Source organism: Sphingobacterium sp. InxBP1 (assembly GCF_026191775.1).
In the GTDB taxonomy this organism is placed as follows: domain Bacteria; phylum Bacteroidota; class Bacteroidia; order Sphingobacteriales; family Sphingobacteriaceae; genus Sphingobacterium; species Sphingobacterium thalpophilum.
The window spans coordinates 621,881-648,364 of sequence record NZ_JAINDX010000046.1; the positions used below are offsets into that span (position 1 = coordinate 621,881).

The 26,484-nt window shown below is 34.9% G+C and carries 25 protein-coding genes; 9 read left to right on the forward strand and 16 right to left on the reverse strand.

The genetic code is table 11. The annotated features are described in order from the left end of the window. Positions 1-83: 83 nt before the first annotated feature. Positions 84-353: a YtxH domain-containing protein gene (locus tag K7A41_RS14910; RefSeq protein ID WP_028071712.1), complete on the reverse strand. Its 270-nt coding sequence runs from the start codon at positions 351-353 to the stop codon at positions 84-86. A gap of 239 nt (positions 354-592) precedes the next feature. Between K7A41_RS14910 and K7A41_RS14915 the strand changes: the two genes are divergently transcribed. From K7A41_RS14915 to K7A41_RS14925, 3 genes are all read left to right on the forward strand, one after another. Next, positions 593-2,137 carry a YifB family Mg chelatase-like AAA ATPase gene (locus tag K7A41_RS14915; protein ID WP_265714317.1) on the forward strand — a complete coding sequence of 515 codons (1,545 nt, stop codon included), beginning with the start codon at positions 593-595 and terminating at the stop codon, positions 2,135-2,137. Positions 2,138-2,400: 263 nt separating this feature from the next. Next, positions 2,401-2,607 carry a transposase gene (locus K7A41_RS14920; protein WP_265714415.1) on the forward strand — a complete coding sequence of 69 codons (207 nt, stop codon included), beginning with the start codon at positions 2,401-2,403 and terminating at the stop codon, positions 2,605-2,607. 26 nt (positions 2,608-2,633) lie between these two features. Next, positions 2,634-3,392, forward strand: coding sequence for an IS3 family transposase (locus tag K7A41_RS14925; RefSeq protein ID WP_265714416.1), 759 nt, complete (start codon positions 2,634-2,636; stop codon positions 3,390-3,392). A gap of 184 nt (positions 3,393-3,576) precedes the next feature. On the opposite strand, the gene K7A41_RS14930 is transcribed toward K7A41_RS14925, so the two are convergent. From K7A41_RS14930 to K7A41_RS14945, 4 genes are all read right to left on the reverse strand, one after another. After that, positions 3,577-4,809 carry an IS256 family transposase gene (locus tag K7A41_RS14930; protein WP_265714318.1) on the reverse strand — a complete coding sequence of 411 codons (1,233 nt, stop codon included), beginning with the start codon at positions 4,807-4,809 and terminating at the stop codon, positions 3,577-3,579. Between the two features lie 66 nt (positions 4,810-4,875). Next, a complete protein-coding gene (locus tag K7A41_RS14935; RefSeq protein WP_265714319.1) occupies positions 4,876-5,205 on the reverse strand; it encodes a hypothetical protein in 330 nt (109 codons plus the stop codon). Then, on the reverse strand, positions 5,189-7,510 hold the full coding sequence (locus tag K7A41_RS14940) for an outer membrane beta-barrel protein (RefSeq protein WP_265714320.1): 2,322 nt from the start codon (positions 7,508-7,510) through the stop codon (positions 5,189-5,191). The genes K7A41_RS14935 and K7A41_RS14940 overlap by 17 nt, the downstream gene beginning before the upstream one ends. A 250-nt stretch (positions 7,511-7,760) precedes the next feature. Next, on the reverse strand, positions 7,761-8,720 hold the full coding sequence (locus K7A41_RS14945) for a hypothetical protein (RefSeq protein ID WP_265714321.1): 960 nt from the start codon (positions 8,718-8,720) through the stop codon (positions 7,761-7,763). A 584-nt stretch (positions 8,721-9,304) separates the two neighbouring features. On the opposite strand from K7A41_RS14945, the gene K7A41_RS14950 reads away from it, so the two are divergent. Genes K7A41_RS14950 through K7A41_RS14960 form a run of 3 tightly spaced genes read left to right on the forward strand, consistent with a single transcriptional unit; the run spans position 9,305 to position 12,987 of the window. Beyond that, positions 9,305-9,460, forward strand: a complete 156-nt coding sequence (locus tag K7A41_RS14950) for a hypothetical protein (RefSeq protein WP_265714322.1) — start codon at positions 9,305-9,307, stop codon at positions 9,458-9,460. Between the two features lie 19 nt (positions 9,461-9,479). Then, positions 9,480-9,866 (forward strand): hypothetical protein, encoded by a 387-nt coding sequence (locus K7A41_RS14955; RefSeq protein WP_265714323.1) that lies wholly within the window; start codon positions 9,480-9,482, stop codon positions 9,864-9,866. 43 nt (positions 9,867-9,909) lie between these two features. Continuing rightward, on the forward strand, positions 9,910-12,987 hold the full coding sequence (locus K7A41_RS14960; RefSeq protein WP_265714324.1) for a lantibiotic dehydratase: 3,078 nt from the start codon (positions 9,910-9,912) through the stop codon (positions 12,985-12,987). Here K7A41_RS14960 and K7A41_RS14965 read toward each other — a convergent pair. Beyond that, positions 12,954-13,655 (reverse strand): LytR/AlgR family response regulator transcription factor, encoded by a 702-nt coding sequence (locus K7A41_RS14965; RefSeq protein ID WP_265714325.1) that lies wholly within the window; start codon positions 13,653-13,655, stop codon positions 12,954-12,956. The genes K7A41_RS14960 and K7A41_RS14965 overlap by 34 nt on opposite strands. Before the next feature lie 11 nt (positions 13,656-13,666). Beyond that, positions 13,667-14,764 (reverse strand): sensor histidine kinase, encoded by a 1,098-nt coding sequence (locus K7A41_RS14970; protein ID WP_265714326.1) that lies wholly within the window; start codon positions 14,762-14,764, stop codon positions 13,667-13,669. 609 nt (positions 14,765-15,373) lie between these two features. Here K7A41_RS14970 and K7A41_RS14975 point away from each other — a divergent pair. Next, complete coding sequence (locus K7A41_RS14975) at positions 15,374-15,829, forward strand: hypothetical protein (RefSeq protein WP_265714327.1); 456 nt, start codon at positions 15,374-15,376, stop codon at positions 15,827-15,829. A gap of 381 nt (positions 15,830-16,210) precedes the next feature. On the opposite strand, the gene K7A41_RS14980 is transcribed toward K7A41_RS14975, so the two are convergent. The 3 genes from K7A41_RS14980 to K7A41_RS14990 form a co-directional block, all read right to left on the reverse strand. Next, positions 16,211-17,134, reverse strand: a complete 924-nt coding sequence (locus K7A41_RS14980) for a hypothetical protein (RefSeq protein WP_265714328.1) — start codon at positions 17,132-17,134, stop codon at positions 16,211-16,213. Positions 17,135-17,202: 68 nt separating this feature from the next. Next, the gene (locus K7A41_RS14985; RefSeq protein ID WP_265714329.1) at positions 17,203-18,348 is read right to left on the reverse strand and encodes a M12 family metallopeptidase; all 1,146 of its coding nucleotides are present in this window, start codon (positions 18,346-18,348) and stop codon (positions 17,203-17,205) included. 4 nt (positions 18,349-18,352) lie between these two features. Continuing rightward, positions 18,353-18,709, reverse strand: coding sequence for a DUF4377 domain-containing protein (locus K7A41_RS14990; protein WP_265714330.1), 357 nt, complete (start codon positions 18,707-18,709; stop codon positions 18,353-18,355). A 429-nt stretch (positions 18,710-19,138) separates the two neighbouring features. Between K7A41_RS14990 and K7A41_RS14995 the strand changes: the two genes are divergently transcribed. Next, positions 19,139-20,371, forward strand: a complete 1,233-nt coding sequence (locus tag K7A41_RS14995; protein WP_265714331.1) for a hypothetical protein — start codon at positions 19,139-19,141, stop codon at positions 20,369-20,371. Between the two features lie 496 nt (positions 20,372-20,867). Further along, positions 20,868-21,455 (forward strand): hypothetical protein, encoded by a 588-nt coding sequence (locus tag K7A41_RS15000; protein ID WP_265714332.1) that lies wholly within the window; start codon positions 20,868-20,870, stop codon positions 21,453-21,455. 100 nt (positions 21,456-21,555) lie between these two features. Here the strand turns inward: K7A41_RS15000 and K7A41_RS15005 are convergent, their stop codons facing one another. The 6 genes from K7A41_RS15005 to K7A41_RS15030 all read right to left on the reverse strand — a co-directional run bounded on the left by K7A41_RS15005 (position 21,556) and on the right by K7A41_RS15030 (position 26,484). Continuing rightward, entirely contained in the window at positions 21,556-22,671 is a 1,116-nt protein-coding gene (locus tag K7A41_RS15005; protein WP_265714333.1) for a clostripain-related cysteine peptidase, read from the reverse strand. A gap of 48 nt (positions 22,672-22,719) precedes the next feature. Next, positions 22,720-23,154 carry a hypothetical protein gene (locus K7A41_RS15010; protein ID WP_265714334.1) on the reverse strand — a complete coding sequence of 145 codons (435 nt, stop codon included), beginning with the start codon at positions 23,152-23,154 and terminating at the stop codon, positions 22,720-22,722. A 15-nt stretch (positions 23,155-23,169) separates the two neighbouring features. Next, positions 23,170-24,402: a C10 family peptidase gene (locus K7A41_RS15015; protein ID WP_265714335.1), complete on the reverse strand. Its 1,233-nt coding sequence runs from the start codon at positions 24,400-24,402 to the stop codon at positions 23,170-23,172. Between the two features lie 81 nt (positions 24,403-24,483). Next, on the reverse strand, positions 24,484-25,536 hold the full coding sequence (locus K7A41_RS15020) for a M12 family metallopeptidase (RefSeq protein ID WP_265714336.1): 1,053 nt from the start codon (positions 25,534-25,536) through the stop codon (positions 24,484-24,486). A gap of 8 nt (positions 25,537-25,544) precedes the next feature. Further along, complete coding sequence (locus K7A41_RS15025; protein ID WP_265714337.1) at positions 25,545-25,871, reverse strand: hypothetical protein; 327 nt, start codon at positions 25,869-25,871, stop codon at positions 25,545-25,547. A 13-nt stretch (positions 25,872-25,884) separates the two neighbouring features. Next, entirely contained in the window at positions 25,885-26,484 is a 600-nt protein-coding gene (locus K7A41_RS15030) for a hypothetical protein (RefSeq protein ID WP_265714338.1), read from the reverse strand.

Genomic DNA, 26,484 nt, shown 5'->3' on the forward strand with positions numbered 1-26,484 from the left:
TATTATATTCAACTATCCGGCTTTTTGAAATAGCCTAATATTTCATATATCTCCACAAACTGTCCATCTGAACAATCTGTATGCTATGCATGCTCGATGATATCATCATCAACAATTTCTTCTGCCTGGTTTATTTTACCTCTTAGCGTGGAGACAATTTTTTCTTTAAATTCATTCAGTTGATCGAATTGCTCTTCAGCTCTCTCACGAATAGCATCACTCAAATCGCTTAATGAATCATTGATCTTATCTCTCGTATCCGATCCCTTATCCGGAGCAAATAAAACTCCTAAAGCTGCACCCGCAGCGAGACCTGCCAACAACGCCAAAGCTACTTTACTTGTGTCATTCATTTCTTTTTCGTTTTAAAGTTCTAATTCTATTACTCGATGAATCTAGTCTTCGATAATAATACAATTGACAAAGCAAATCGTTTGCCAAACACCATATTTTATCCATTATTTACTAGAACCGTTCTAGGACAAGATAGTAATTTCCGGCCAATTTTCTATTGCTTTTCAATAATTCAGAAAAGAATCCTTATTTATAAATTAATATTTACTATCTTTAAATCAGCCGATTATAAAATCTTATGTTGAATAAAATCTATTGTAGTGCTGTCTATGGTATTGAAGCACGCACGATTACTGTTGAAGTAGTTGTTTCCACCGGTTTACATTATTACATCGTCGGTTTACCTGACAATGCCGTCAAAGAAAGCTTAAGACGCGTCGAAAGTGCTATTACTTCCTGCCAGTTTCACATGCCAAGGCAAAAAATTGTGGTCAACTTGGCACCTGCGGATGTCAGGAAAGAAGGATCCAGCTATGACCTGGCCATCGCTATCGGCATACTCGCGTCTTCGGGGCAGCTTTCAAACGAACTATTAGCGCAATACCTGATCCTAGGAGAGCTCTCGTTGGATGGAAGCGTCAAGCCTATACGTGGAATCCTGCCCATTGCACTACAAGCTTCCAAAGATGGCTTTAAGGGCATCATACTTCCTCAGGAAAATGCTTACGAAGCAGCAACTGTGACCGGAATCGACGTGATCCCCGCCGAAAACCTTACAGAAGTGGTCCAATTTCTCAGCAGTGCAAAACAGATACAGCCTACACAAATTGACATTCAGTCTGTTTTTCAAACGGGCATCGACAACTATGATGTGGATTTTTCTGATGTTCATGGACAGGATAATATCAAAAGAGCGTTGGAAATAGCAGCCGCCGGCGGGCATAATGTTATCCTGATAGGGCCACCGGGAGCGGGCAAGACCATGCTAGCGAAGAGACTGCCAACCATTCTACCGCCATTAAGTATGGCAGAATCGCTGGAAACAACAAAAATTCACTCTGTTTCTGGCAACCTGAAAGCTAGAGGTACCCTGCTCACTACACGGCCGTTTCGGGCGCCGCATCATACTATTTCTGATGTCGCGATGGTCGGTGGAGGCTCCAATCCATTGCCGGGTGAAATTTCGCTCGCCCATCATGGCGTACTGTTCCTGGATGAATTGCCTGAATTTAAGCGCGGTGTTTTAGAAGTCATGCGACAGCCTCTGGAATCCCGCAGCATCACGATCTCAAGAGCGAAACTCTCGATCGACTATCCGGCAAGTTTTATGCTGATCGCGGCTATGAATCCCTGCCCCTGCGGTTACTTCAACCATCCTGACAAGGAGTGCATCTGTGGTAATAATACGGTTCAACGCTACTTAAGCAGAATATCCGGGCCGCTCCTTGACCGCATTGACCTGCACATTGAAGTCACTCCAGTACAATTTGAAGAACTCAGCGCCCGACAGACTGCAGAAAGCAGCAGCGTGATACGCGAACGGGTGATGCATACAAGAGCACTTCAAAAACAACGTTTTGAGTCGTTACAAGATATCCACTGCAATGCGCAGATGAGCACGAAACTTACAAGAGAGATCTGCAAGGTTGATGAGCCGGGAAAGAAATTGCTCAAAACAGCCATATCCCGCCTCAACCTTTCTGCCAGAGCCTATGACCGGATTCTGAAGGTGGCCCGGACAATCGCTGATATGGAAGGTAGTCCACAGATTAAAAATCACCATCTGGCTGAAGCCATACAATATAGAAGTTTAGACCGGGAGACCTGGGGTGGAAGATTTTAGAACGTGTGGGATCTGTACTTGCAGGCCGAAGAGATACAGGCACTTTTTCCTTGCATAGACTGCTATAAGTCTGTCATGGACTGTTATCATTTTGACCCGAACACCATGTTGTTTTTGATAAACGACGATAAGTTCAGATTCAATTGATAACAGTTTGCGGCAAAGTGCGAGTAGAATGGGATAGACTGCTGTCTGTTACAGCTCAACTATTGGACAGTTGGAGGGTATGAGGGTGAACTAAGGACAAAGTACAGGAAGTTTATATTAAACAGCGTGCAGTCTGTTGCAGATTTTATAATTGGAAGAGCCGTTACGGAGGCATGGAAGCCTCTGATGTCAAACGCCTAAAGGAACTTGAAGAAGAAAATGCCCGCTTGAAAAAGATGTTTGCCGAACTGAGTATGAACCATGATATCCTAAAAGAAGTCATCACAAAAAAAGGTTGGGGCTCCGGCAGCAAAAACAGTTAACCCAGGAGATTGTCCTGGATCACGGTTTGAGTGTCACCGGAGCCTGCAAATTGACAGGTATGTGCCGTTCACAATATTACTATGTTAGTAAGAAAGATGACAGTGCTGTCATCTCTGCATTAGATGATCTTTCCACCAAACATCCTGTATATGGATTCCGAAAACTTTACGCTTATCTGCGCAGAGCGGGGAAGCCCTGGAATCATAAAAAAGTTTATCGGGTGTATAAGCTACTAAATATGAACAAGAAGAGGCGTGGCAAACGTCGTCTACCTGTTCGGGAGAAACAGCCTTTGGAACAACAGGTCAGCATTAATCAAAAATGGAGCATGGATTTTATGAGCGATAGCTTGGCCAGCGGAAACAGGTTTAGAACCTTTAATGTGATGGATGAGTTTTCTCGTGAGATATTGTGTATCGAAATAGGTACTTCTATTTCTTCTTTGCGGGTAACTCGGGCACTTGAACAAATCATAGACTGGCGGGGCAAACCGCTCTGTCTACGCGTAGATAACGGTCCCGAATTCACCAGTCATCATTTTGAGCTCTGGTGTAAAGATCAAGGCATCGCTATTCAATTTATCCAGCCTGGTAAGCCTATGCAGAACGGTTACATCGAACGATTCAATCGAAGTTATCGCAAAGAAATTTTGGATGCTTATTTATTTTTCAACTTGTCAGAAGTAAGAGAACATACCCAGGCATGGATGGATGAATATAATAACAATAGACCCCATGAAGGGCTGGGGAATCTCACACCAACAGAATTATCAAAAAAATATTAGACACAAACAACAAATAAATCAATTAGTAACGTAAATTAGTAAAGTCCAATCTTAGCTGTCGGAAAAATGGGGTACTTACATTAACGATTGCAGTTGCTCCTTGGCAGCTGGATGAAAAATAAATTTGAAATTTGTCGGTTTGGGAGTGTAACTCAAACTGTGTCATTGGATAATTAACCAAAATCTAAAAGCCTCTATCAAGTTTGAGCCTATCCCCAAATCTAATATAAAGTTGGGATATGGTCAAGCCCCAGTTATGCATTGGCATCGTCCATTTTTTTGCGATATCTTTTATGATCAGATACATCAATTTCATTAGTGCCTGTTCGGAGCTGAAGGCCCCCTTAGACTTAATGATTTTTCGTATCTGACGGTGCATTCCCTCAATCGGATTTGTGGTGTAAATAATCTTGCGAACCTGATCCTCATATTCAAAGAAAGTAGAAAGATTGGTCCAATTATCCATCCAGGATTTGGCAGCAAGAGGATATTTCTTGCCCCATTTTTCTTCGAAAGACAAGAGGTTCTCATAACCTATCTCTTCGTTCACGGCTTTATAGACTGGCTTTAAATCCTCCATAACAAGCTTTTTATCTTTCTCAGTTACATAGCGCATACTTGTTCTGATCTGGTGAACAATACACAACTGGATCTTTGTTTTAGGAAAAATAGCTTCTATGGCCTCAGGAAACCCTTTTAGACCATCAATACAAGCTATAAGGATGTCTTCAACACCACGTTGCTTTAGATCCGTAAGAACTGAAAGCCAGAACTTAGCTCCCTCATTTTCTGAGCTATAAAGACCGATCAGATCTTTTCTACCATCCATACCAACTCCCAGTATGTTATAAATAGCTCTTGATTCAACAGTTCCATTCTGGCGAACTTTAATGTGCATGCAGTCCAGGAATACAAAGGGATAAACAGCTTCAAGAGGCCTGCTACGCCACTCATTTACCGCTGGAAGTACACTTTCGGTAATACGCGATATTTCTGTGGCAGAGATCTCCATTGCATACATTTCGCGGATAAACTCACTTATCGCCCGTGTGCTCATTCCTTTGGCATACATGCTCAATACGTGTCCCTCAAGCTGTTCAGTAATGATTAATTGTCTTTTAGGTACTACTTTCGGCTCAAACGTACCGGATCTGTCACGGCCTGTTTCCAGCTCAAATGTCCCAGTGTTAAGGCCTCGGACAGTCTTTTTGGTCTTGCCATTTCGCCGGTTGCTATTGCCCGACGCTTTCTCTTCGTTTAGATGGTTTTCCAGTTCGCCATCCATCATTGATTCCAACAGATGCTTCATTAACGGCGCTAGGACGCCATCATTGGGAGACAAACCTTTACCTTCGTAAAGACCTTGCATGGCTTCTGCCTTGAAGCGTTCAAAGTCGAATGGGTCTTTTTCTTTCATGACCGTGTCGTTTGAATAATTGAATATAAATAATCTTATTGAATTATTCCGCTGACACAGTTTACGTTACAGTCTCGTCGGTTTTAATAATGTTGTATCCGCTAATTTCATTAAGTCTTGCCAATTTTGTAAATCGAATGCACAATCCATGCAACCGGCAGAATCAGTATATAAGACGATCTGATATTCGTAATTATTTAATTGTTTTTGCCCATTGCTATTCATTTCAATTAATCCATTTCCAAACTTCACTTCTTTGCCAACTAATTTATCAATGGTTTCTGCTCTGTCATTCTTTTTGGCATTACAGGAAAATAAAAGTAAAATAACAATGGCAATGGATATTGAATTTAAACAATCTGTACCCTTTATATGATTTTTAGTTTCTGATTTCATCTTTTATATCTGATTTATATTGGTTTATAATTGATTTCTTTCCAAAAGGGAATCTATAAGTTAATTGTACTAAAAAGCTCTGTTGATTGTTTAGTTGCCTATCTAATCGATAAATTAATGGTAAATCCAACACAGACCTATCTTTGGAAATTCCTAAAAAATCATCAGCCTCAATTTTAATATTTAAAACATTCTTTTTGAGGACTTTACTTATTGAAATATTATTATATAATATCGGTTTAATAAATCCCGATTCTGTTTTATAACGTGAGTTATAATTCAACCCTAATTCGATACTATATGAATTAAGAGATAGTGTATTGTACCAATCTATTTGATAGTTTATTGCATTTCTATATCGAAAAGATAATGCATCATTATCCATTGAATTGAAATAACAATATAAACCTAGGTTAGAGTTCCAAAATTTGGTTAATTGAAATTCTTTATTGTAGTTTATATAAAATTGTTTGAAATGATTATAAGTAATCGCACGCATTATATATGGATGTAAAGAATCCAGGGGAACAAAAATTCTATGATTATTATGTATTTTATAATTTAATGAAAGTACGTGGGATTTTAGGTATAATTGGAGATAAAGATAATTTGTAATACGGGGTTTTAAGGCGTTGTTACCCACTATACCATCTAAATAACCTTTATATAATATTTGTGTATTATAGGCTATTGAGGACATTCTAAGAATGTTTCTTTGAAATCCAAAAGAAACATTTTTTTGAGGTCCCATATCACGTTTTATCGTAATAGAAGGGAAAAAATTTGTGAGATTTTGTTTGGATTTTAATTTGTGACTCTCGTTTTGAAATTTTAAAAACTCTAATCTCAATCCAGTACTAAATGTTGTTTTTGGCAACTTAATATCTGAGGTAACAAAAATGCTATTTACGAACTCTTCATATTTAAAACTTTGCTCATTTCGAGGACTGTTCTTTAGCAAATTGAATTTTGTTCCAGCAGATAGATTTATAGTTTTTCCATTTATTAAATTTTCACCGATTACATCAAAATATAATATTCTTGTTTGTGAAGATATCCTTGACTTCAAATTTTGAGTGCTATTTTTATCATCATTTAATAAGAAAAAACTGTTTTCAATATCATCTCCCAAAAGTGCAATATTCGAATTAAAATAGAGTTTTGCATCCCTCAGAGTGTCCAACACATATTTCAATTGTGGAGTAATGACAAATTTTATATTGTTGTTTTTATTGAGATCTCTCGTAGTTATGGTTGAGTCCGATTGGTTATTAGTAAAATAATCATAAACAGAACTCCCGTTCTCTTTTTTCCTATTGAATGATAGATATGAAGAAACTTGTCCACTAAGCTTTTCATTAAAAGCATGATCTACACTGAAATAAGGATATATTGTATTTGCCTTTGAGCCAACTATACTATTTTGATGAATATTTTGATTGGGCTGAAATTTTACAAAATTATATTTTTTATTCAATTGTTCAATCTGAGATAACCGAATAGCAATCTGAAAATTGCTTTTGCCAACACGGAAGCGTGAGTCTAAATTTCCATTTAATGATATTGGTTGATTTGCGTTTCCATTATCCGAAAAATTTTGAATTGAGCTACTAACTTTTGAAACTGAATATGAGATATTCTTTTTAGTTATTACATTGATTATACCCGTGATATTGTTACCATATCTAACTGATGGTTGATCTATGAACTCGATTCTTGATATCATATTCACTGGCATATTCGCTAGAATTGCTAATTGCTCATCTTTGCTTTTATTCTCCCCCACATCATCAATTAGTATTAAAAAGTTACTTTCATTTCTAAAATAAAATTGACCATTCCTTTTAGAAAAGCCAGGAATTGCGGGAAAAAGTTCTGTGATTGATTGGGTCTTATCGAAAGCATTTTTTTTAGGATAATACGTTAATTTTCCTTTTACGTACTTTATAGACCTAGGACCATCAATAAGAACTTCATCAAGGATATTGCTTTTCTTTATAATATTAAACGTAATAGTGTCATTCCCTTTAATTGTCAATACATCAGATTTAAAAGGTTCATAATTGTCGGCAGCAATATTTACCATGATTTGTATCGGAAAACTTTGATTATGAAAAGATGCCATACCCATATTATCTGTGGTTATTGTAAAATTTTCACCATTATCAATGTTTTGTATTTCAATTGCTGCCTTTCTCACAAGATTCATTGTTAAAGAGTCCTTTAAAATGAAAATTGACTTTTGGGCCATTATTGGTTTTTGGTAAAACACAACATATAAAAAAATAAAATACTTCCAGTTCATAATAGTTACTTAGAGTAAGTTATAACAATTGATCATGATATAAAAATTTCTTAGACCAATTCCATTTTGACCATTACCAAAAACCTATTTTGCTCGACAAACTTAAAATATGTGTTTCTTTACAATTTAAATACCAAGGAAACTCGAACCTTGGTATTTAAAAGCAATATGTTATAAAATAACTCTTCGTTATTGACAACGTATTCTCTATTTTCCTAACGTCCTCTTTTTGCTTGCCCATTATATGGGTCTAAATTTCTAACCATACTATATTGGGTTTAGGTTGAGCATATTGCCCTTTTTTGAGTCCCGCATCCAGAAGTAGCTTTTCTGGAATATTTGTATTTAGGATTTTTTCGTTTGGTCCAAGTTTTGGGATAATCTTATCTTTAATCAAGTTCTTAATATGATCAATTCCTTCCTTTCTGCTAAGAAATTTTTCCATGGAATGATTAAATGTAAAATAGGAATATGAATGATCTGGAATGCCAAAGGCAATTCCATTATCAGCTATTTTGTTCAGTTTTTTGTTGAATTTTTCAAGATCTTTTTTCTGTAAATGACTATATAGAAGTTCATTGATTTTCTCTTCCAATTCCGAAGTATCAAATTTTAGAAAATTTGATAAAATATGATTTACATATTTTATTTCCAAACGTTTGACCTCTGATTTACCGATTAGATTTACTAGACCGGAAACAGCTATTTCTCCAACTTCAACTTCTATCGAAGAATTGGAAAACACATGCTTCAAAGAAACTATTTCTCGCTTCAAATTTCCTTTTGTTATAAATAAAGCATAAGCAGTCACTGGAAGCTCATGAAGTAATTTTTCATTCAATTGTTCACAGTCATTAAGTAAAAATTCTAAGGTGTTAAGGATTTGCAAATAATTTCTCCTAACTTTTTTCCTAATTTCCTGATTCAGCTTCATCTTAGAAATATTTAAAAAATTTGTATATATCTTGTTACTTGTTATGATCAGCTGCATCATTACAGTTCTTGATCTTCTTCTAGAGCCGCCCATGATTTCTGTAAAGCTGGAAAGAAAATCAACCATATTATATTCGAGTAACTTAAAAAATTCATCCTGACGTTTTATTCCATTCAAATGCTCAAAGAATTTTGGTGGGCAATAAACTTCTTCGATTTTATATAACCATTTAGATGATGTCCAATTAGAATATATTATGTCTTTAGAAAGAGCCATAGGTTTAGTATTAGTTTGACTGAAACAGAATTTAAAATGATATTCGATTTATGTGAACCATTATTTTTGAAGGTTATTGTTGGTATATTTGGTTCTATTAAACAATAAGAATTGCCTGTATTCTCAGATGGCAATTCTTATATTTTCCTGTTTTGTATTTATAACTTACTCCTCGCTTTATAAATACAGTAATGTATAGATTGCAATATTTTGGATTAAGAAAAGCCTCCTTATTTCCTCCCATATTTTATCTACCCATAACTATTTTTTTAAAAGCAAACTGGAAGGAGTTTTTGGAGAGAATTAATAATTATGTAGGTACCCCAACTCAACAAATAATTATATTATTAAAAGCGAATTTTAACAATTTTTTTCGACCAACACCTCTCCGACCTATATTAACCCTACTATTGTCTAGACAAACGAAAAAAACACAATAATTTCATTTACAAGCACTTAAAATAAGATATAGAGCAAAAACATGCTTTCGTATAGGTCAAAAATCCGTTGGTCGAAAATATTTTTTTAGGCTTTATGGAAAGGCGAGTTTAGCAGCAAAATATTGAAATGTTAATCTCAAAATTATGGAAAAATTAAGCCTAGAAGAAATCGAAAAATTTCTAACAATTGACAAGGAAATTATTGGAAGTGCCAATAGCAGTAATTCAAAAAAGGGAATATGGGATGAAGATGGTGACACAGTAAGTTCTCTTACCCAGACAAGTACCATGTTGATCTAAACAGGAAAAAAATCCTTATATGATGGAGAATAAATTCACTTGTTTGCTTGTTGAAGATGAAGCAATGGGTATAGAAATGCTACAGGACTATATCAATAGAAGAAATGATCTAACTCTTCTAGGTACCGGTAGCCAATTATCCGAAGTAGAACAATTGTTGAATAAACATTCTCCATCAATAATTTTTTTGGATTTAATTATACCTTACGGAGAACCCAACAATTTTAGTTATGATAAAATCCCTGATCATATAAGTATTATCATCATTTCGGCAATTCCACTCAGCCATTATAACGGTAAATTACCTAAAGGAGAAAAATTCGAACTGCTGAAACCTATAACCTTTGAACATTTTAACCGTTGCGTTGACAGCGTTATTGAAAACTTAAATCTTGTCAATGGTTAATAAGACGAGACACTTTGACTTTTTTATAATAAGAACGCCTCGGATGTCTTATGCTGTCTTAGATCTGGTTAATTCCATTCGGTCAGAAGAGGATCTTTGGAATTTTTTAATTAAGCTTTTCTCGGATAATCAAGTTCTCGATTCTATTTTTATTGCAAGCGCATCGCTTCACGAAGAACTTCTTCTTGCATTAAAATCTCCTTTTAACGAAAAATGTAAGAAATTGTTACCTACCTTATATAAATATATTAGTAGGATGGCAAGTAGGCCGACTCCCTTTGGTCTATTTTCAGCAATCACATTAGCAAAAGTTTGTGACCTCAATACTAAAATTATACTATCAGAAAATTTTACTCCCAAATTCAGGCTGGACCTGGAAGTAATAGAACAGATAAATACTACTTTTTTAAATAATCCAGATAATTTGGAAGATTTAGTATATTTTCCGAATACAACTATCTTCTTTGATAGAGAAGATTTAGTTTATATTGAATATTATCAAATAAGAGGTGAACGCAGTTATCAATGGTCAAGGATCAAAAACAATCCACTTATCAAAGTAATTTTAGACTATTGTACTTTTGGTGCGAGCTTTGGAGGAATCAAAGAAAAATTGATTAATATTGGAGTCCCCGAAATCAGATCTGTTGATTTTATAAAACAGTTAATAAAATTAAAACTATTAATTCCCGAAACAGAACCCATCGTTACTACAATAGCTTCCACTAAAATATTATCACGCATCAATGAGCTAACTGATAAATCTGAATATGCTGCTGCTTTCAAAGAATTAGCGACGTTTGTCGAACAAGTTCAAATGAAAGAAATAAGTGTTTCTAATATTTGGAGACTAAAAAAACTAGGAGAACTTTTAGAGAATAAGCCCAGAAATCTGATACAAGCTGACATGTACCGTAAACTTAAATCCGGTACATTAAGTACTCAACTCATCCAGACAATCGGTGATGAAATTTTAGAATTACAATTAAATATCCAAACCGAGGCCAAATTAGAAATTGAATATTTTACCAAAAGATTTACGGCCAAATTTGGAGATCAGGAAATTCCGTTATTGGAAGCTTTAGATCTTGATCGTGGTATAGGATACGGTAGAAATAACCAAATAATCATTGACCATTGCCCGCTTCTTGAAGGATTAGTTGAGAATATTGATGAAAATGATCATCGCAAAGGCCGACTTCTACAAAAATATATTGAAAAGCAAACTAAAGGGAAAAATCATAAAGTACGGGTGATAAATTTAGAAACAAAAGACCTAAATTCACTAGGGTACAAAAATTCAAAGGATATAAGCTTACCTGCAGGATTTTATCATTTTGGCAATTTACTCCTCCAGAAAGGATCAGATTTAAGTAACCAAACTATTAGGTTCAATTTATTAAAATCAAGTGGAGTTTCCTCGATACCATTGATGACCCGTTTTAGTTACTTAGATAAAGAACTACAACACAAATTGGAAGAATGTGCTGAAGAAGAACAAAAAAAAGCTGATGATTCAATTCTTGCGGAGGTCGTATTCTTTCCATCCGGAAAAGCGGGTAATGTACTCTCTAGGAATAGCCTATTTAAATACGAAATCCCCATTATTGGACAAGCGGCAGTTGACTACGAACACACTATTCCATTAGCCGATATTATGGTCCGTGTTGATAAGGGAAAGATCATTTTACGCTCCAAAAAACTAAATAAAATTATTCTCCCGAGGCTAAGTAGCGCACATAACTTCCATTACGGAATGACAATATATAGATTTCTTTGCGATCTACAATTTCAGGATAATCCCATTAATTTTGGCTGGGATTGGGGGAATATGAATAGTAGTACCTTTCTTCCAAGAGTAGAGTATAAACACCTTATACTATCACGAGCAAGATGGAGGATATCAAAAGAGGTTTTTGTCGGGAAAGAATTTGGTGATGATATTGAAAAAACAAAATTCCTCGTTCGGTATTATGACTTACCTGATCGGGTCTTACTATCTCAGGGTGATAATGAATTGCTTCTGGATCTTCAGAATGAAATCGGTGCCAGAATACTTATAAAAGAATTAAACAGAAAAGAGGTTGTACTTTATGAAAATCTATATGATTCTTTCGACAGTCCTGTAATTGACGAAAAAGGCGAAATGCTGGCGAACGAGGTAATTATACCTTTGTCAGGCAATTCAATTGAATCTATCAATAGCATAAGGTTCGAACCAAATGAGCAGATAATACGGAAATTTATTCCTGGCAGTGAATGGTTGTTTTGTAAAATTTATTGTGGGGAAAAATCAAGCGACAATATTTTAATTGACCATATCCGGCCATTAGTGAATTATCTAAAAAAGAATAAGCTAATCCAAAAATGGTTTTATATCAGGTATCATGATCCAGAGCCTCATATCAGGGTCCGGCTCAACTTCGCCAAAGATATCAATACCTCGTTTTCTGAAACGAACATTTTTATTCAAAAGACTTTTAATAATTTGATCAAACAGGGAATAATTTCCCGTCTAACATTTGATACATATGAACGAGAGTTGGAACGTTATGGCCCTAATAATATCACTCACTGTGAAACACTTTTCGAAGTTGAAAGTAACATGATGCTGAACATACTACCGTATATCAAAGAAGTTGGAGAGAATCTTAGATGGAAGTTTGCAATAGTAACTGTCAATGAATTATTCTCAGCCTTTGGGTATCAAGGCAAGGCAAAATTGCAAATATTAGAGATTCTAAAGGAGAGCTTTTATAAAGAATTTGATAAATATTATAAACTAAAATTTGTACTCGATCAGAATTATCGAAAGTACCGTGAAGACATCTCAAATTTCCTAAAAAAGCAAATACATTCCGACGAAAAGATCAATTTCCAACTTGCTACTTATCGGGATTCATTAAAAAATATTTATGAGAAATGTGCTTCCAATAATGATTTCAGGCAGAAACCAAAAGAAATAGTCTGCGCATTATCGCATATGCTTCTCAACAGGATATATTTTACTAAACAAAGGGAGCAGGAAATGGTCACATACCACTTCCTGTCGAAGTTCCTTATTTCAGAATATGCAAAGAATCCAAATCATTCATTACCTGAAATTCCCAGTCTCCTATAGAGTTCCGTACGATATTGTTTTCCAATCGGTATATCCTGGATACTGCCTCTCATAATTATATTGTTTCCCTCAACACGTTTTGCAAATTCCAAATTAACTATATATGATTTATGGACTCTCACAAATTGCTTGGCATGTACAAGGGATTCTTCTATATCAATCAACTTTTTATATACATTGTATTTTTTCTCCTGCGTCTCAATCCAAACATAGTCTTTATCCCCTTTCACAAAATATACTTCTTTATAAGGAGCTATTATAATCTGAGACCTATCTTTAATAATCATAAAATCTCTCGACGAGGATTTATCAAAATTGAGAACTGCCTGTGCTTTGTTGACAGTTTTTATTAACCTTTCCATGCCAAAAGGTTTTAAGATATAGTCCAGGACATTTAATTCGTATCCCTCGATAGCATAATCAGGATTTCCAGTTACAAAGGCGAACAGCGGTGGATCTGAAAGAGTCTTCAACAGACTAATACCACTCATATCAGGCATTTGAATATCACAAAAAACTAAATCCACCGCCTTGGAATTTATTAACTCTATAGCATCAAAAGCATTATCAAACGTTCCCACTATCTCAATAATAGGAATTTTTTCCAATTTAGACACTAGTAGCTCTATTGCCAACAACTCATCATCAATTACAATACATCTAATCATCTCAACATTTATTAAAGCTTAATTTCTAAACAAACTGAATAACTATCTTCTTCTTCCTTGACCTGCAAAGAATAGTCTTCACCATAGCGCAGATCAAGTCTTCTTTTTACATTTTGGATTCCTATACCGCCAAAGGCAGGCTTTTCACTGTTTCTATTTACACCATTCGAAATATTGAATCTGAGGATATTCTCATCTAATTTTAATGATATCCTGATCCAAGAATTAAGGCGGCTTCTTTCCGGTCCGTGTTTTATTGCGTTCTCAACAAATGGTATTAAAATAAGCGGAACTATTTTGTAGGGCTCATTCGTGTTTTCAAAATCTAGATCGACCTTTGTTTCTGGCCCAAATCTTAATTTTGCCAGCGTCAGATAGTCCTGAAGGAATTCTATTTCTTGGGATACCAATATCTTATCATCATCTGTCTGATATAATAAATAGCGTAGCATATGCGACAATCTCACGATAGATTCAGATGTTTTTGGATTATTAGTCTCCGACATCCGATAGATACTATTTAAGGTATTAAACAAAAAATGCGGCGATATCTGGGATTTCAGGAAAGCCAGTTCCATGGCTAAATTGTCCCGTTCAAGCTTTAATTTGTCCCGTTCAAGTATTGCCATTTTATTCGTATCCTCAACAATAACCTTAACCATCTTTGGGGCTAATGGTACTGACACCAATAACAAAAAGTCTAAAATAAAAATCGGATGCTTATTGAAGTTGAAAACGCCAAAATACCCATCATCTATCCAAAAGTGCATATATTTACTAACCCTTTCATCAGAGGGAGGAACAAAATCCTCTATTAAAACCCATACGCAATATGTCCAGGAAAGCCACCAGATATAAGCAAATAAAATGAATAAGATGAGAGGGGCGATTTTTCCTTTTGAAACCCACTTCGATATGATCCAGTTTATTGAATAGAACAAACTACCTGTAACAAGAAGATCTTTCAGTACAACATAGAGTACATAATTACCTCCTAGTCTTTTTAGGGTCAAATAATAGAGAGCTGTAACAAGCAACCAAAAGACTATATGTATACAAATACGAACTTGCGGTTTATACCATTTCCCCCAAATATTATCACTTCTCATTCATTAAGGTTATAAATCAAACATCTCTCTAACAAAAATGGCAGGTATTTTGATTAACATTCCGATCTAAATAATTAGCAAGATACCCCCATGCTTTAACTCCCTGTAACAAGGAATAAAAAAACAATACTCTAAATTACTAAAAAATTAAAATAATTAGTCAGCAGAATATTTTTAAGATGTAATCAAATATTTAGAAAGCTTAAATCGAGTAAATCAATACAAAAGTATAGGTCATGACGGAAAACATCGATATGAGCCGTTTGATGGATGGGGCGATTTGCCGCCTTTAGGAAATGACGATCCTCAACAAGCTCTTTTTTAAAACTGTAGCAATATTTCAAAACCTACCGTTTTAATGTAAAAGCTTAAATTATGAGAACAGTACTACTATTTCTAACAATTATTCCGGCCCTATTTTTATCTTGCGACAAGAATGGAGAAACACTAAAAAATGGGCAACAAAGTAGAAATTCAAAAGGATGGTACAACCTACATCGACGAACAATCCTTAATCCTATTGCTAGGTGCGGATGATGGTCCACGATTACTATATACCCCACGATCAAGATTTTATTGTAGCATTGTTTAGACATAGACCATTAAAACATGAGAAATTCATTTAAATTACTTCTTTTATCAGTATTTTTAATTTTTAACGAATCTTGTAAAGAAAATGAAATTGAGCCTCCTATAATAGACCCTCCAACGTATAGTAACCAATATGCATGGAAAGAAACTGCAATAAAAAGGGGAAATGAAGAATGGAAAGAAATTCAAAATGGAAATATTCTTCGTCTTTACACTAATTATAAAGTAGATGCAGATACTATGTTTGGAGCATATGAATATAATGGCGTAAATGCAAATATTGAGATAAATACTCCATCATCAATATACAAAGGCTTTATTAAAAAGAAGGATTTACTATTATTAACAATACCAAATGAAAATGGACAGGAAAACTCTTATGTTTCCTTGAAATGTGAAATCGTGAATAACTCCGAAATGATTATTCGAAATGAACAGAGTGATCCTGTCGTAAATGTGAAATACAAAAGATAGAAAGAAATCTATATGGAAAATACGGGTTTCTTTTTATTATAAATTTATGTGATAATTGGTTAACCTATAACAACTTGAAGGATCAGGATTACCGTTATTCGAATATACCTGCAAAGTTGATCTTTCTTAAGTAGTCATTGCAGTATTATCAGATTTGTAAACAGTTGGAACCAATTCCTTGTATACGTCTGACCCAAATATATTTGGTTAATAGAAATGATTAGCATACGACCTAATTTGATGGCGCAGTGTCCCCCTTGCATTTAATGTGATCAAAGGAAAATTAAAATCTTTAGGAAAATCGGTCATACCATAAATCTTAACTGAGATTCTTAACCAATACAAGGAGGAGATTAATAAATATTACGGAGCTGTTTAAGTTTAATTAAAAAATAAAGGAAGAATAATTCCGAGCCTTAATCCGTGAATACTTAGATGGGTTTGGTTCAATTTCGTTGTCGGACGACTTCCATTTTTAAGAAATAATGTATCGACACCATCAGACGTTTTTTCTGTCAGATAATTATAAACAAAAAAAATGCTGAACTGGTTTTTGATTTTCGTGGAAAATCTTAACGAGTAACCAATATTAATGCCTTTAGATAAGTGGGTAAAACTTTTTGGATGTTCAAAATTATTAATGAGGTTCCAATTGCCATAAGAATTGTAATAAACCCTGTTCATGATAAAATCACCTTGCAGAGAAAAGATAGGAGAAATCTGATAGTCCTTTTTAATCTTTAGACCAAAACCATCCGTCCGATATTTGTAATAAGATGTTAAATCACTATCTTCCGTTGAATGCATGCCGAACTTTCTACGATATACAAATACATTTATGCCGGCTCCAAGATTGAATTTGGTGTCTTTGAAAAATAGATAAAGAACACTTAAATTCAATTGACTGTACCAACCATTTTCACTCTCGAAATATAATAAGCTAGTCTGGCCTGTTCGGTTATCCTCCTGGTAATCTATATCTGTTCCTTTTCCAGATAAGTTCCTTAAAAATTCATAAGAAGCTGACAGTTCTAATAATTTGTAGGGTTTATAGGAAAGCTCAATTCCTGTTCCTAAGCTTAACAAGTTCTTAAAATTCAGCTCAGAAAGAATATTAGGTTTTTCACCAAGCATGTTTCCAGCAATGTTCCAATTAAAATCACTAGTCTCTATCTTTTGATAAATTGTCATTCGCAAACTATCTTGTGCCCTAAGGCTAATAGGAAATGCTATTTGTATAAGACCTATTAATACAATTAAAAATGTATGATATAGGTTATCAAATAAATATTTTAGTTTATTCATCGGAATTAAAAACCCCCAACCATTTTAAAGAATTGGTTGGGGGATATTTTTGCGTATTTTACAAGTAATTAAAAATCATTTGGTATTCTACCCCCTGCTGGCGGTGTTGGATTTCCATTATTGAGCTGTGCCTGAAGCTGAAGGCGTTGAGAAGGAGTCAGAATATTATTATTTCCGTCATAGACTACATCCGCTAGTTCACGATATACGTCAGAACGTGCTATATATGGAAGATGATAATTATTTAACCAAATTCTATCAAGACTGCTCAATACAGTGCCCGACACAATTGGATCACCATTTAACTTAGTATACATTGGTAATGAAGTATTATGTACGTGATCCGTAGAGCTAGTATAAGAATCGTATCCCATAATTGAATTGAAATCATATGCACCGAAATAAGAATAATTTGTGGTCACTTTAGTAAACTGGGAAAGACCTTTAGTTGTTAGATTATTTGTTTTAATAGACACATATGAATCTCGATCTGGACGATTTTGTTCATGCATCATACCTATGGCATGGCAAAGTTCATGGACTATTGTAGAATAATCGTTATCAAAAGGTGGATTTGGAAATGCAAAATCTGCTAATCTCAATTCTTGTTTCCCTCCTTCAGGGCTTCGTCCAATATGGGAGGAAGAACTTGCGGATAGATTTCCTACATAATTAATTTCTATATATGGATATGCGAATCCCCAAGTTGGATCAACTGTCGGTTGTCCAGTTGCATTATAAAATCTTACGTTCGTATTGTCTTGAATATGATTGAGCGCTAATCTTATTCCATTTATAAAATAATTTTTATTTGGGTGATTTAAGATACTTGGCCCATAAGTAAATCTTACCATAGCCCAAAGTCTATATGGGTCTGCATTCATTCCTAAATTTCTCGGTAAGGTTCCTTCTTTTTTTTCTACGGCAGCTAGCGGAATATTAAACACAGGGTGAATGGTGGTATCGGGACTATCTTTGGTTTTCCCATCTTCTCCACTTAAATTTCCATTTTCATCCAAGGCTTTTAGTTGCATTGGAGATAGAATCATATCTCCTCCAAGAATATATTCATCTCCTCTCTTCTCGACGATTATTCCTGATTTTAGGGTTACAAATTCTGAATTTTCACTTTTGATATTGGTGTCAATTTGGGGGGTTTTACTACAAGAAAACATTAGTAAACCTGTTAGTAACAAAATACTTGTTCTTTTCATAATGTTATTTATTTTTAGTTGCTTGTTCTTTAGAAATAACTTCAAGAAGTTTATAGGTTTTGTTGTTCCCATCTAATGGCGGAGATGCCAAAATAGTTATCTGAACTTTTATTTTATAACGGTAGCCTTCCTCGAAAATAAAACCACTAATCTCGTCAATACCTAAATGATACTCTTCTTTATTACTTTCTCTAACCTTTAAGGCTGGTATATCCTTAGGTTGGTCAGGTTTCGCAGGCGGATTAGGTGCGACATACTCAATAGTTGGTTGGATCTCCAATTGTGCAATATAGGTTTGGTCAGAATTTTCTTTGCTGCACGAAAACAGGAAAATTAATAAAAGGAAAATGCTATTTTTCATGGATTTAAATTAAAATCTATAATACTATTGGCCTTCAATACTTTTTCAAATTAATATTATTGAAATATTTCCAACCAATAAAGTTTTTTCGACCAACTCAATTTCGACCCATACAAACAATGTGATTTCCTCGATGAAAATATTTAACATTTATTTTTCGCATAAATAGTTCATCGAATGGTATTCTCGCTATTATCTATAGGATTGAATTCACGTCCAACTGCTTATAAAAAATTGCTTTTTTTAATCTTTTATCTTAATTTAGGATTCGGAAACGAGCGCCACAGTTGTGAGTGACTGAAACGCAAGGCTATTTCGATTACCGACAGCCTACAAACAGCAAAATTTTCGTTAATCTGCTGGCATAGTTTGTCTTTAAACACTCCCGACAATCATTTATTAAGTCCAGCGTAAAACAAAAATATTGCTATGCAGCGAATCACAAAACTCTGCGCAGACTCATTACGCTTTTTTATTCAGAACAATTTCGGTGTTGAATTAAAATCTTCCCATGCCCACGAACTCGTAGCAGCGTATTTTGGCTATTCTTCACGTGCAGCTTTATTAAGTGACACAAAATCTCCAATTACCAATTTAAAACTTGCCGAATTTGTCGTATTAACACCTACAAATAAAATTAAGGAACGTAGAGACAAGCTCAATGCACTTCCACAGAATCTACCTGATAATTTAGCTGAAGGAATTTACTTGCCTCTCTACACCCAAAATTGGATTAAAGGATCAATTTGGCCAACGATGGAAGAATTAGGAAAAGCTCTCGCTGATGAACATCTGGAATCTAAATCTGCTTACTTTAATGATATCAAAATACTACGACAAGGAGTTGAGCTAGAATTTGATAATGAACAAGTAGCAATAGTAGTCTTTCGAGAATATATTTCTCCTAGTCAATTGTTATCATTTCAACATGGTAAAAAAGGTGTAGTGGATGTATTCCTTCTCAAACGAATAGCTGGGTATATTGGCTATGTCAAAACAAATCATATTTCGACGGAAGCGGAGACTCTACATGCAGCCACAGAAAAAATGCGAGATATCTATCATGGGTTAATAAATAACAAACTAATCTCTAATGAACACAAACAAGAAACAGAACCTTTACCAACATTTCCAGATTGGTTAAAAAAACAAAAAAATAGACGTTCTCCGCTCGGCGATTTGGCACAAAAGCGAGGGTTTTCAAGCAGAGATGAATCGATCTGGCCATTATATAGTAATCTTGAGGATTACCGTGTTTATTTAATGGGTCAACATCCACCTATAGGTGCCATGGAAGCTTTTGAAAATGCATGGAAATCCTATCAGAAATATTTGTTAAAAAAGAATTCATCATATTCAACTAAGAAAATAAAACTGACGACTCAAAATAAACACGATTTAAGAAAAATTGTATTTGTTAAAAATATAGAGCCACTCCATTATTCCAAACGGATTATGGAAAACTTTGCTAAGGGAGATAAAGCTTGGGTCTCTTGGAACGGAAGGAAGGCGATCCCTATTACAATTCTTGACAGTGATGAAATGTACTATTCCTTTAGAGTAGAACGACCGTTAAAGAATGCAGGCGATGAATATTATGTTCGACTAGATGAAGTGGGCAGTACACCAGAATTAGCGTGCATAAAGCATGTAACCTTCTAACAGGAAAAATTAATATAATTTTAGAAATTCATGCACCTTGAATGCGACAAGGTGCATTTTCTTAAATTAGTCCACTCATTGTAATTCCCAATATTTCAGTCTAGCATTAATCAAATTGCAAATTCTTTCTTTTTGCATCAGAACGTTTCCTTAATCATATAAGTTTGCTTAAAATATTAATTTTTGACTATATTCATATGTTTAACAAGTCCATACTCATGAACCTTAATTGTATCTGTACAGTTTTTTCATTGGCTCTCAGAAAGAGAAAACCTGAAAGATTTTATTGTTCCAACTTTAGCTATAATTATTCCTATCTGCATCACTGTGATTATAACGGCAAGACCCAACCCGTCCTGACGGAAAACATCGATATGAGCTGTTTGATGGATGCAGCGGTTTTCGGCCTTTTAGGTAATGACGATCCTCAACAAGCTCTTTTTTAAAACTGTAGCAATATTCCTAAACCTGCCGTTTTATTCTAAAAACATAAATTATGAGAACAGTATTACTATTTCTAACAATTATTCCAGCCCTATTTCTATCTTGTGACAAGAATGGAGAAACACTAAAAAATGGCAACAAAGTAGAAATCCAAAAGGATGGTATAACCTACATCGATGAACAATCCTTAATTCTACCGCCCGGAGCGTATGATGGTCCACGATTACTATATACCCCACAGTCAACAATGGGATTTGAAAATATTGTGGAAAAAATAACATTAGCATCATCTCTCCATCAAAAGGGAACAAAAAATTCTAATGGTTTTAATATTTCCATTTCCGTGCCCTTGGAAGAAGGTGTCACATTAAATAAGAAATATGACATAAAACCAAAGGATCAAAAGGAAATCTTTACTGTAGGAGTAGACGGCAAGATAACCGATATCCCAAATAATTTATCTATACAATATACAGAAGATCATAAGACTTATTTTTTGGGAACGGGTCATATTATGTTTACATTTTTTGACAGTAGCCGTGGAGAAAGTAACATCAAAGGAGAAGGGACAATAGAGTTTACAATTCCAGATGAAAATGGAGGAAGATCTACTTTCAAGGGCAACTTTAGAATACGATAATCTTTAAGGCGAATATAGAATATTGTTATAAATCAAATTGCATTTAGATAATCACCTCTTAGAAATTACACCGCTTTCTAAGAGGTGATTACCAAAACGATCAAAACAGTACATCTGATCGGCTATCCTTGTACCAAGTTAAGGATCTGTAGTATTGCAGATAAATATCGTTCTTTTCAGGAATAAAACACGTTAAGCCTGAAAAATAGATTATTGGCTTCCCCAGAAATTTCTCGGTAGCATTTTTATATATAATTGTTTTATCCAATTGATTTTTGATAGAAGCCAGTTGGGATAATGGAAAGTTCACCTCAAGGTAATTTACAAAATCAAATGAAGGTACAGGAAAGTCCTCTGTATAATCTAATCTTTGGACATTGTTTCTACTCGGTAAACCGACAGCTTTATTATTTGAATATAAATCAGCACATAAATTTGAAAGTTTTGCAAGTTCTTTTGTATTGATTAAAGTGACAGAAGCTGACTGCATTTGCCCTGAAAAGGATTTATAATGCTCAAAATATTGAGCAGCTACATTCTTTAAATCGGGCTCCTTCAAGGTGAGATATGGCAATACTTTACCATAGGGAAAACCACTTGCCAAAACTTCTGTTGGAGAAGCAATTAAATAATCCGCCTTTTCCTTAAACTCCCAAAGGACTTCTATACTTGCCATATTACAAGCGTCAAATATGACGTATTTGAAACCTGAAGGAATTGAATTCCTTAGGTCAATTATATCCATTTGATCACCTTGGTCTTCACCAAAAGATCGCGTCACTATTCGTTTTGAATCTGGAGGAGCCCAAGAAGTCCCATGAGACCATAAAATAAGCCCATAGGTATCGGCAGGGCAAAAATCTTTTGCATCATTAATTGCTATTTTTAATTGTTCTGGACTGCTTTTGGAAATAACATACCTTTTTAAAGTATCACTAGCAATTACTTTCAAGTTCTCATCAAATTTGATGCGAAGCAATATCGATTCTTCATTGTTTGAACGGAGATAAACTAATACAGCGGAATTTTTAAAACTTCTGCCTGCCGACTCCATGTCATTAATATTATCAATGGCATACTGCCTCAAATTATTATTGGCTTCCATCACCACAATAAGCGAGTGCTCATATTTAATCTTAGGAGCCACAACTGGATCTTCTTTTTTACAAGAGAAGAAAAACAAAATAATTAGGGCACTAAATAAAAGCCTCATCATTAGTCAAATTGAAAAAGGGCCTGATATACACCAGCCCTTAATTTTTAATTATTGATCGTCTTGATTAAACGATATTTTTCGAAAACCATTACCGTTATGAACAGTAAAGTCCAAAGACCTTACTTTACCTTCATTTTCATCAATAGAAACCTGAATTCTTTTATTATCTAATTTTTCTAGAGTGAACCATTCACCTTTGATAAGGTAAATCATATCAGCACCAGAAGATGTCTTTTTTTCTTTCGTTTCTAAAGAATTATCACTTAATAATAGTTGCTTACCATTAACAGTTAAATCCAAGAATTGCCAATCAACATCATTAGAAGCTACAAATACCGAATCCAAACCATTGCTATCAATTGTAAAAGGTCCAGAATCAAAATTTGGAGCATCAGAATACCCATCCTTGTCATCACACGATATAATAACAAGCATTAAAGTAAATGCAATTGATAGGCAGGTAAAGATTGAAGTTATTTTCATCTTGTTAAATTATTTTTATTTATAAATGCAATAGAATTCCCAATCATGTGGAAATGTCGAAGGTGCATCAGCAGTAAAATGTGGCGACGACAGAACCGTGAGGTAGTAACCATTCAGGTTACCGGCACCTGGTCCCCATCCATAATTTACATGGATAAGATCTGATCCGTTAGAATATAGCCTGTATCCATCTGCGATGTACGCATGTCCCTCTCCTCTAGCAATTCCCAGAAAGGGCTTTTTGGTCCTCGAGCTAATAATGATTATACCATTGGAATAATTTTTTAGCGTATTTCTTATGTTTGCTTTGTTGGTATTGACGTTCATCAAGCCGAAGTTACTAAATAACTTTACGCCATCTGAAGTTTTTGCTCCACTTCCAGATGCGTCGTAATCCATTGCTACCGCAGCACCTATCTGTCTTACAAATTGGCCCGCTATATCTGCTTGATTTGGGAATAAATATTTATAGCTGTAATCCCGAAATTGAATCAAATCATTATAATTAAGATTTATACCATTGAATGCTCCTACGTGTCTTGTCACAGTAAATGCTTGTGCAACAGCAACTGCTACACAACCCGCAGGATAATTGTTTGGTGTATATCTATTAAACGGATCTTGTGACTGACTCCATTCGACACGAACCTTCGGAAGAACCTCATCAACTAAAGTAACTGGAACATATCCACCTCCTCCGCCACCACCATCATCTATCGGCATTTCTGGCTGCTCGATACTAAAAGATTCAGGAGAATTGTTGTAGTCAACAGCTGATAGAATAAACGAAAGTGCTCCAAGATTTATATCCGTATTTTGCAGAACATTTTGAAAAGAAAAATTACCTTCGTCAAAAATGGCTAGTACCGGTTGACATTCCGTATTTCTAGAAAGGATCATTCCTCCCTTTGCATCGGAAAAGTTCACATAATAAAGTAATGTATCACCAGTAGAACTACTCTTTGTTCTCGCATAGGTTAAACCATTTGAGATTAACATATCTGATGTTAAAACTTGGACATCATTTATAGTTGGCACTACTTCAGTAGAAGCCTTTGTGCTCGCCTTAGAATTTATGCTACTTTTATAATACTGAAGCGCTATATTTTTTGCATCAGTGACTGATCTGATAGCAGGCTTCTCAGTTTGGTTTGTAATTATACTTACATTTTCTTTTTGGCATGAAGCAAATAGAGTTAAGCCAATTATGCCCAAAAATGATAACGGTTTGTGGTTAGTTAATTTCATTAAGAAGATTATGTTGAAATTCTATTTTAAAAAAGTCTCCTGTTGTAGGTTACAGGAGACTATTAAAAACTTGATTAGATATTACCAAGGAACTACTGGACTCCTACCCGAAACACCTGGATTAGGAGCACCATTATTTATATAGTATTCAAGATCAGCTCTCTGTTGTGGAGTTAGAATGTTATTATTTCCATCATACACTGTTTGGGCTAACTCTCTGTAAGTATCGGTGCGAGCAATATAAGGAAGATAGAAATAATTTAAGAAACCGCGATCAAGAGTTGAAAGTGCCGTATTAGGTGCAATTACACTATTGTCTTTCTTCGTTATACTATTCTGTCCATTGAATGAGAATTCGGTCGAACCTGCTAATGTAATGGAATTAAAATCAAAAGAACCCATACTATAAAAGTTCGATGTGATCTTGTCAAATTGATAGCGATTAACAGGATCTACATTAGCAGTGTTGATATTTACATAGGTATCTCGATCATTACGCTGTTGTTCATTGTACATCCCTGCGGCATTTACCAAGGCTCTCATTATAAATTCTTTTGTAGCGGTGATTGGTAAGTAAATATATTGTTCTCCGCCTTGCAACCCAACAAATGAAGAGCCCTTCTTTGCATCAGTTGAAACATGAATGTGGACGTTGGGATAATAGAATCCCCATGTAGGATCTTTTTCAGGATCATTGAATGCATTATAGAAGCGAACATTCGTATTTGCTTGAATCTCGTTAATGGCCTGTACGACTCTAGACCTAAGCTGTGAATTAGGGGTTGATATGTTAGGAATTGCCAATTTTAGCCTTACCATAGACCAATATCTGTTTTGATACGGATGTGGCCCATACGCTTTTGTTCCGACAGGGATAGGTTCAAATACTCCCCCTTGGGATGGGATATGCTTTTCTATTTTGGTATTCGAAGCATTTTTCTGCTCAGTTTCCAAAAACGGACTTCCTGTCTCCTTCCAATTTTTTAGTTGTTGTTCTGAGTATTTTAACTCATAATTGAGCTTCACCTCATCTTGTTGATCATCACCCCTAGAAATATTATCCTTTTTACACCCAGTGATTACAATCAAGGACAATACAAACAATTGAAATAATTTGGATTTTGTTGTTCTCATTTTTTGTTTCATTTAGTTAATAATAATTTGTTAAGCTCATTGACTTTGCTTTGATATTTCTGGTATAATTCATCGGGAATATCAAGTTCAAAAGCCTCTTGTTTTGAAATATCAAGGACATATCCATTTGGTTTGGATATGATCCGATCTGCTAGCAACAATTCCAAATTGGACTGCATCATATATAATGTTTCCAAACTGTCTTGAGCTGCTACTTTTGACACTAGTCCTTCCTTGTTAATTGGAGCCTTCTCCTGCAAAATTTCCTTTTTGCAGGAGATTATTGTCAATGACATAACCATTGAACCAATAGCCAATAATTTAATAGCTTTCATATCTTTTACTTTTTTAGTTAGGGTTTCGAATCCAGCAGTGAAATTCCCCAGACATCTTAAGTTCTTTTGTTCCTGAATCCCATTTGTCATAGGGAAAAGTAAATTCCACTTTACCTTTTGCCTTATTTTTTACAAGGTCATATTCTGTCAATACAAAGGTTCCCTTTCCATAATACTTCGTATCCAAATTGTAAGAAGTGGATGAAATGGAAACAAATTGGTTAGCACCATCCAGATATATCAAATTATCAGATCCAGTCAACTTCTCTTTGCCTGCAATCGGGCTAAAGGAATATTCTTTATTCAACTGTATCTGTTCGTTTAATGGTACTCTTATATTCAAAGAAAAACCTCCATGCTTGTCGCCACCATCTTGCGGTTTTAAAGAGGACTGAAGATTAATATAACCTTGATCCCCCTGTACAATTTCCAAAACTGGAGTTCTTTGAGCTCCCGGAGGAATTACCATGGGCATAACATCTTTATATTTAATTCCATTTAATTGTGCGTTGAATATAATATCAGAAGGCAACGGGTTTCCTTTTTTGTCACAGCCGGCAATCAGAAATATGATAAAACTACAGATAAGCTGCATCTTACAGAACCTAATCAT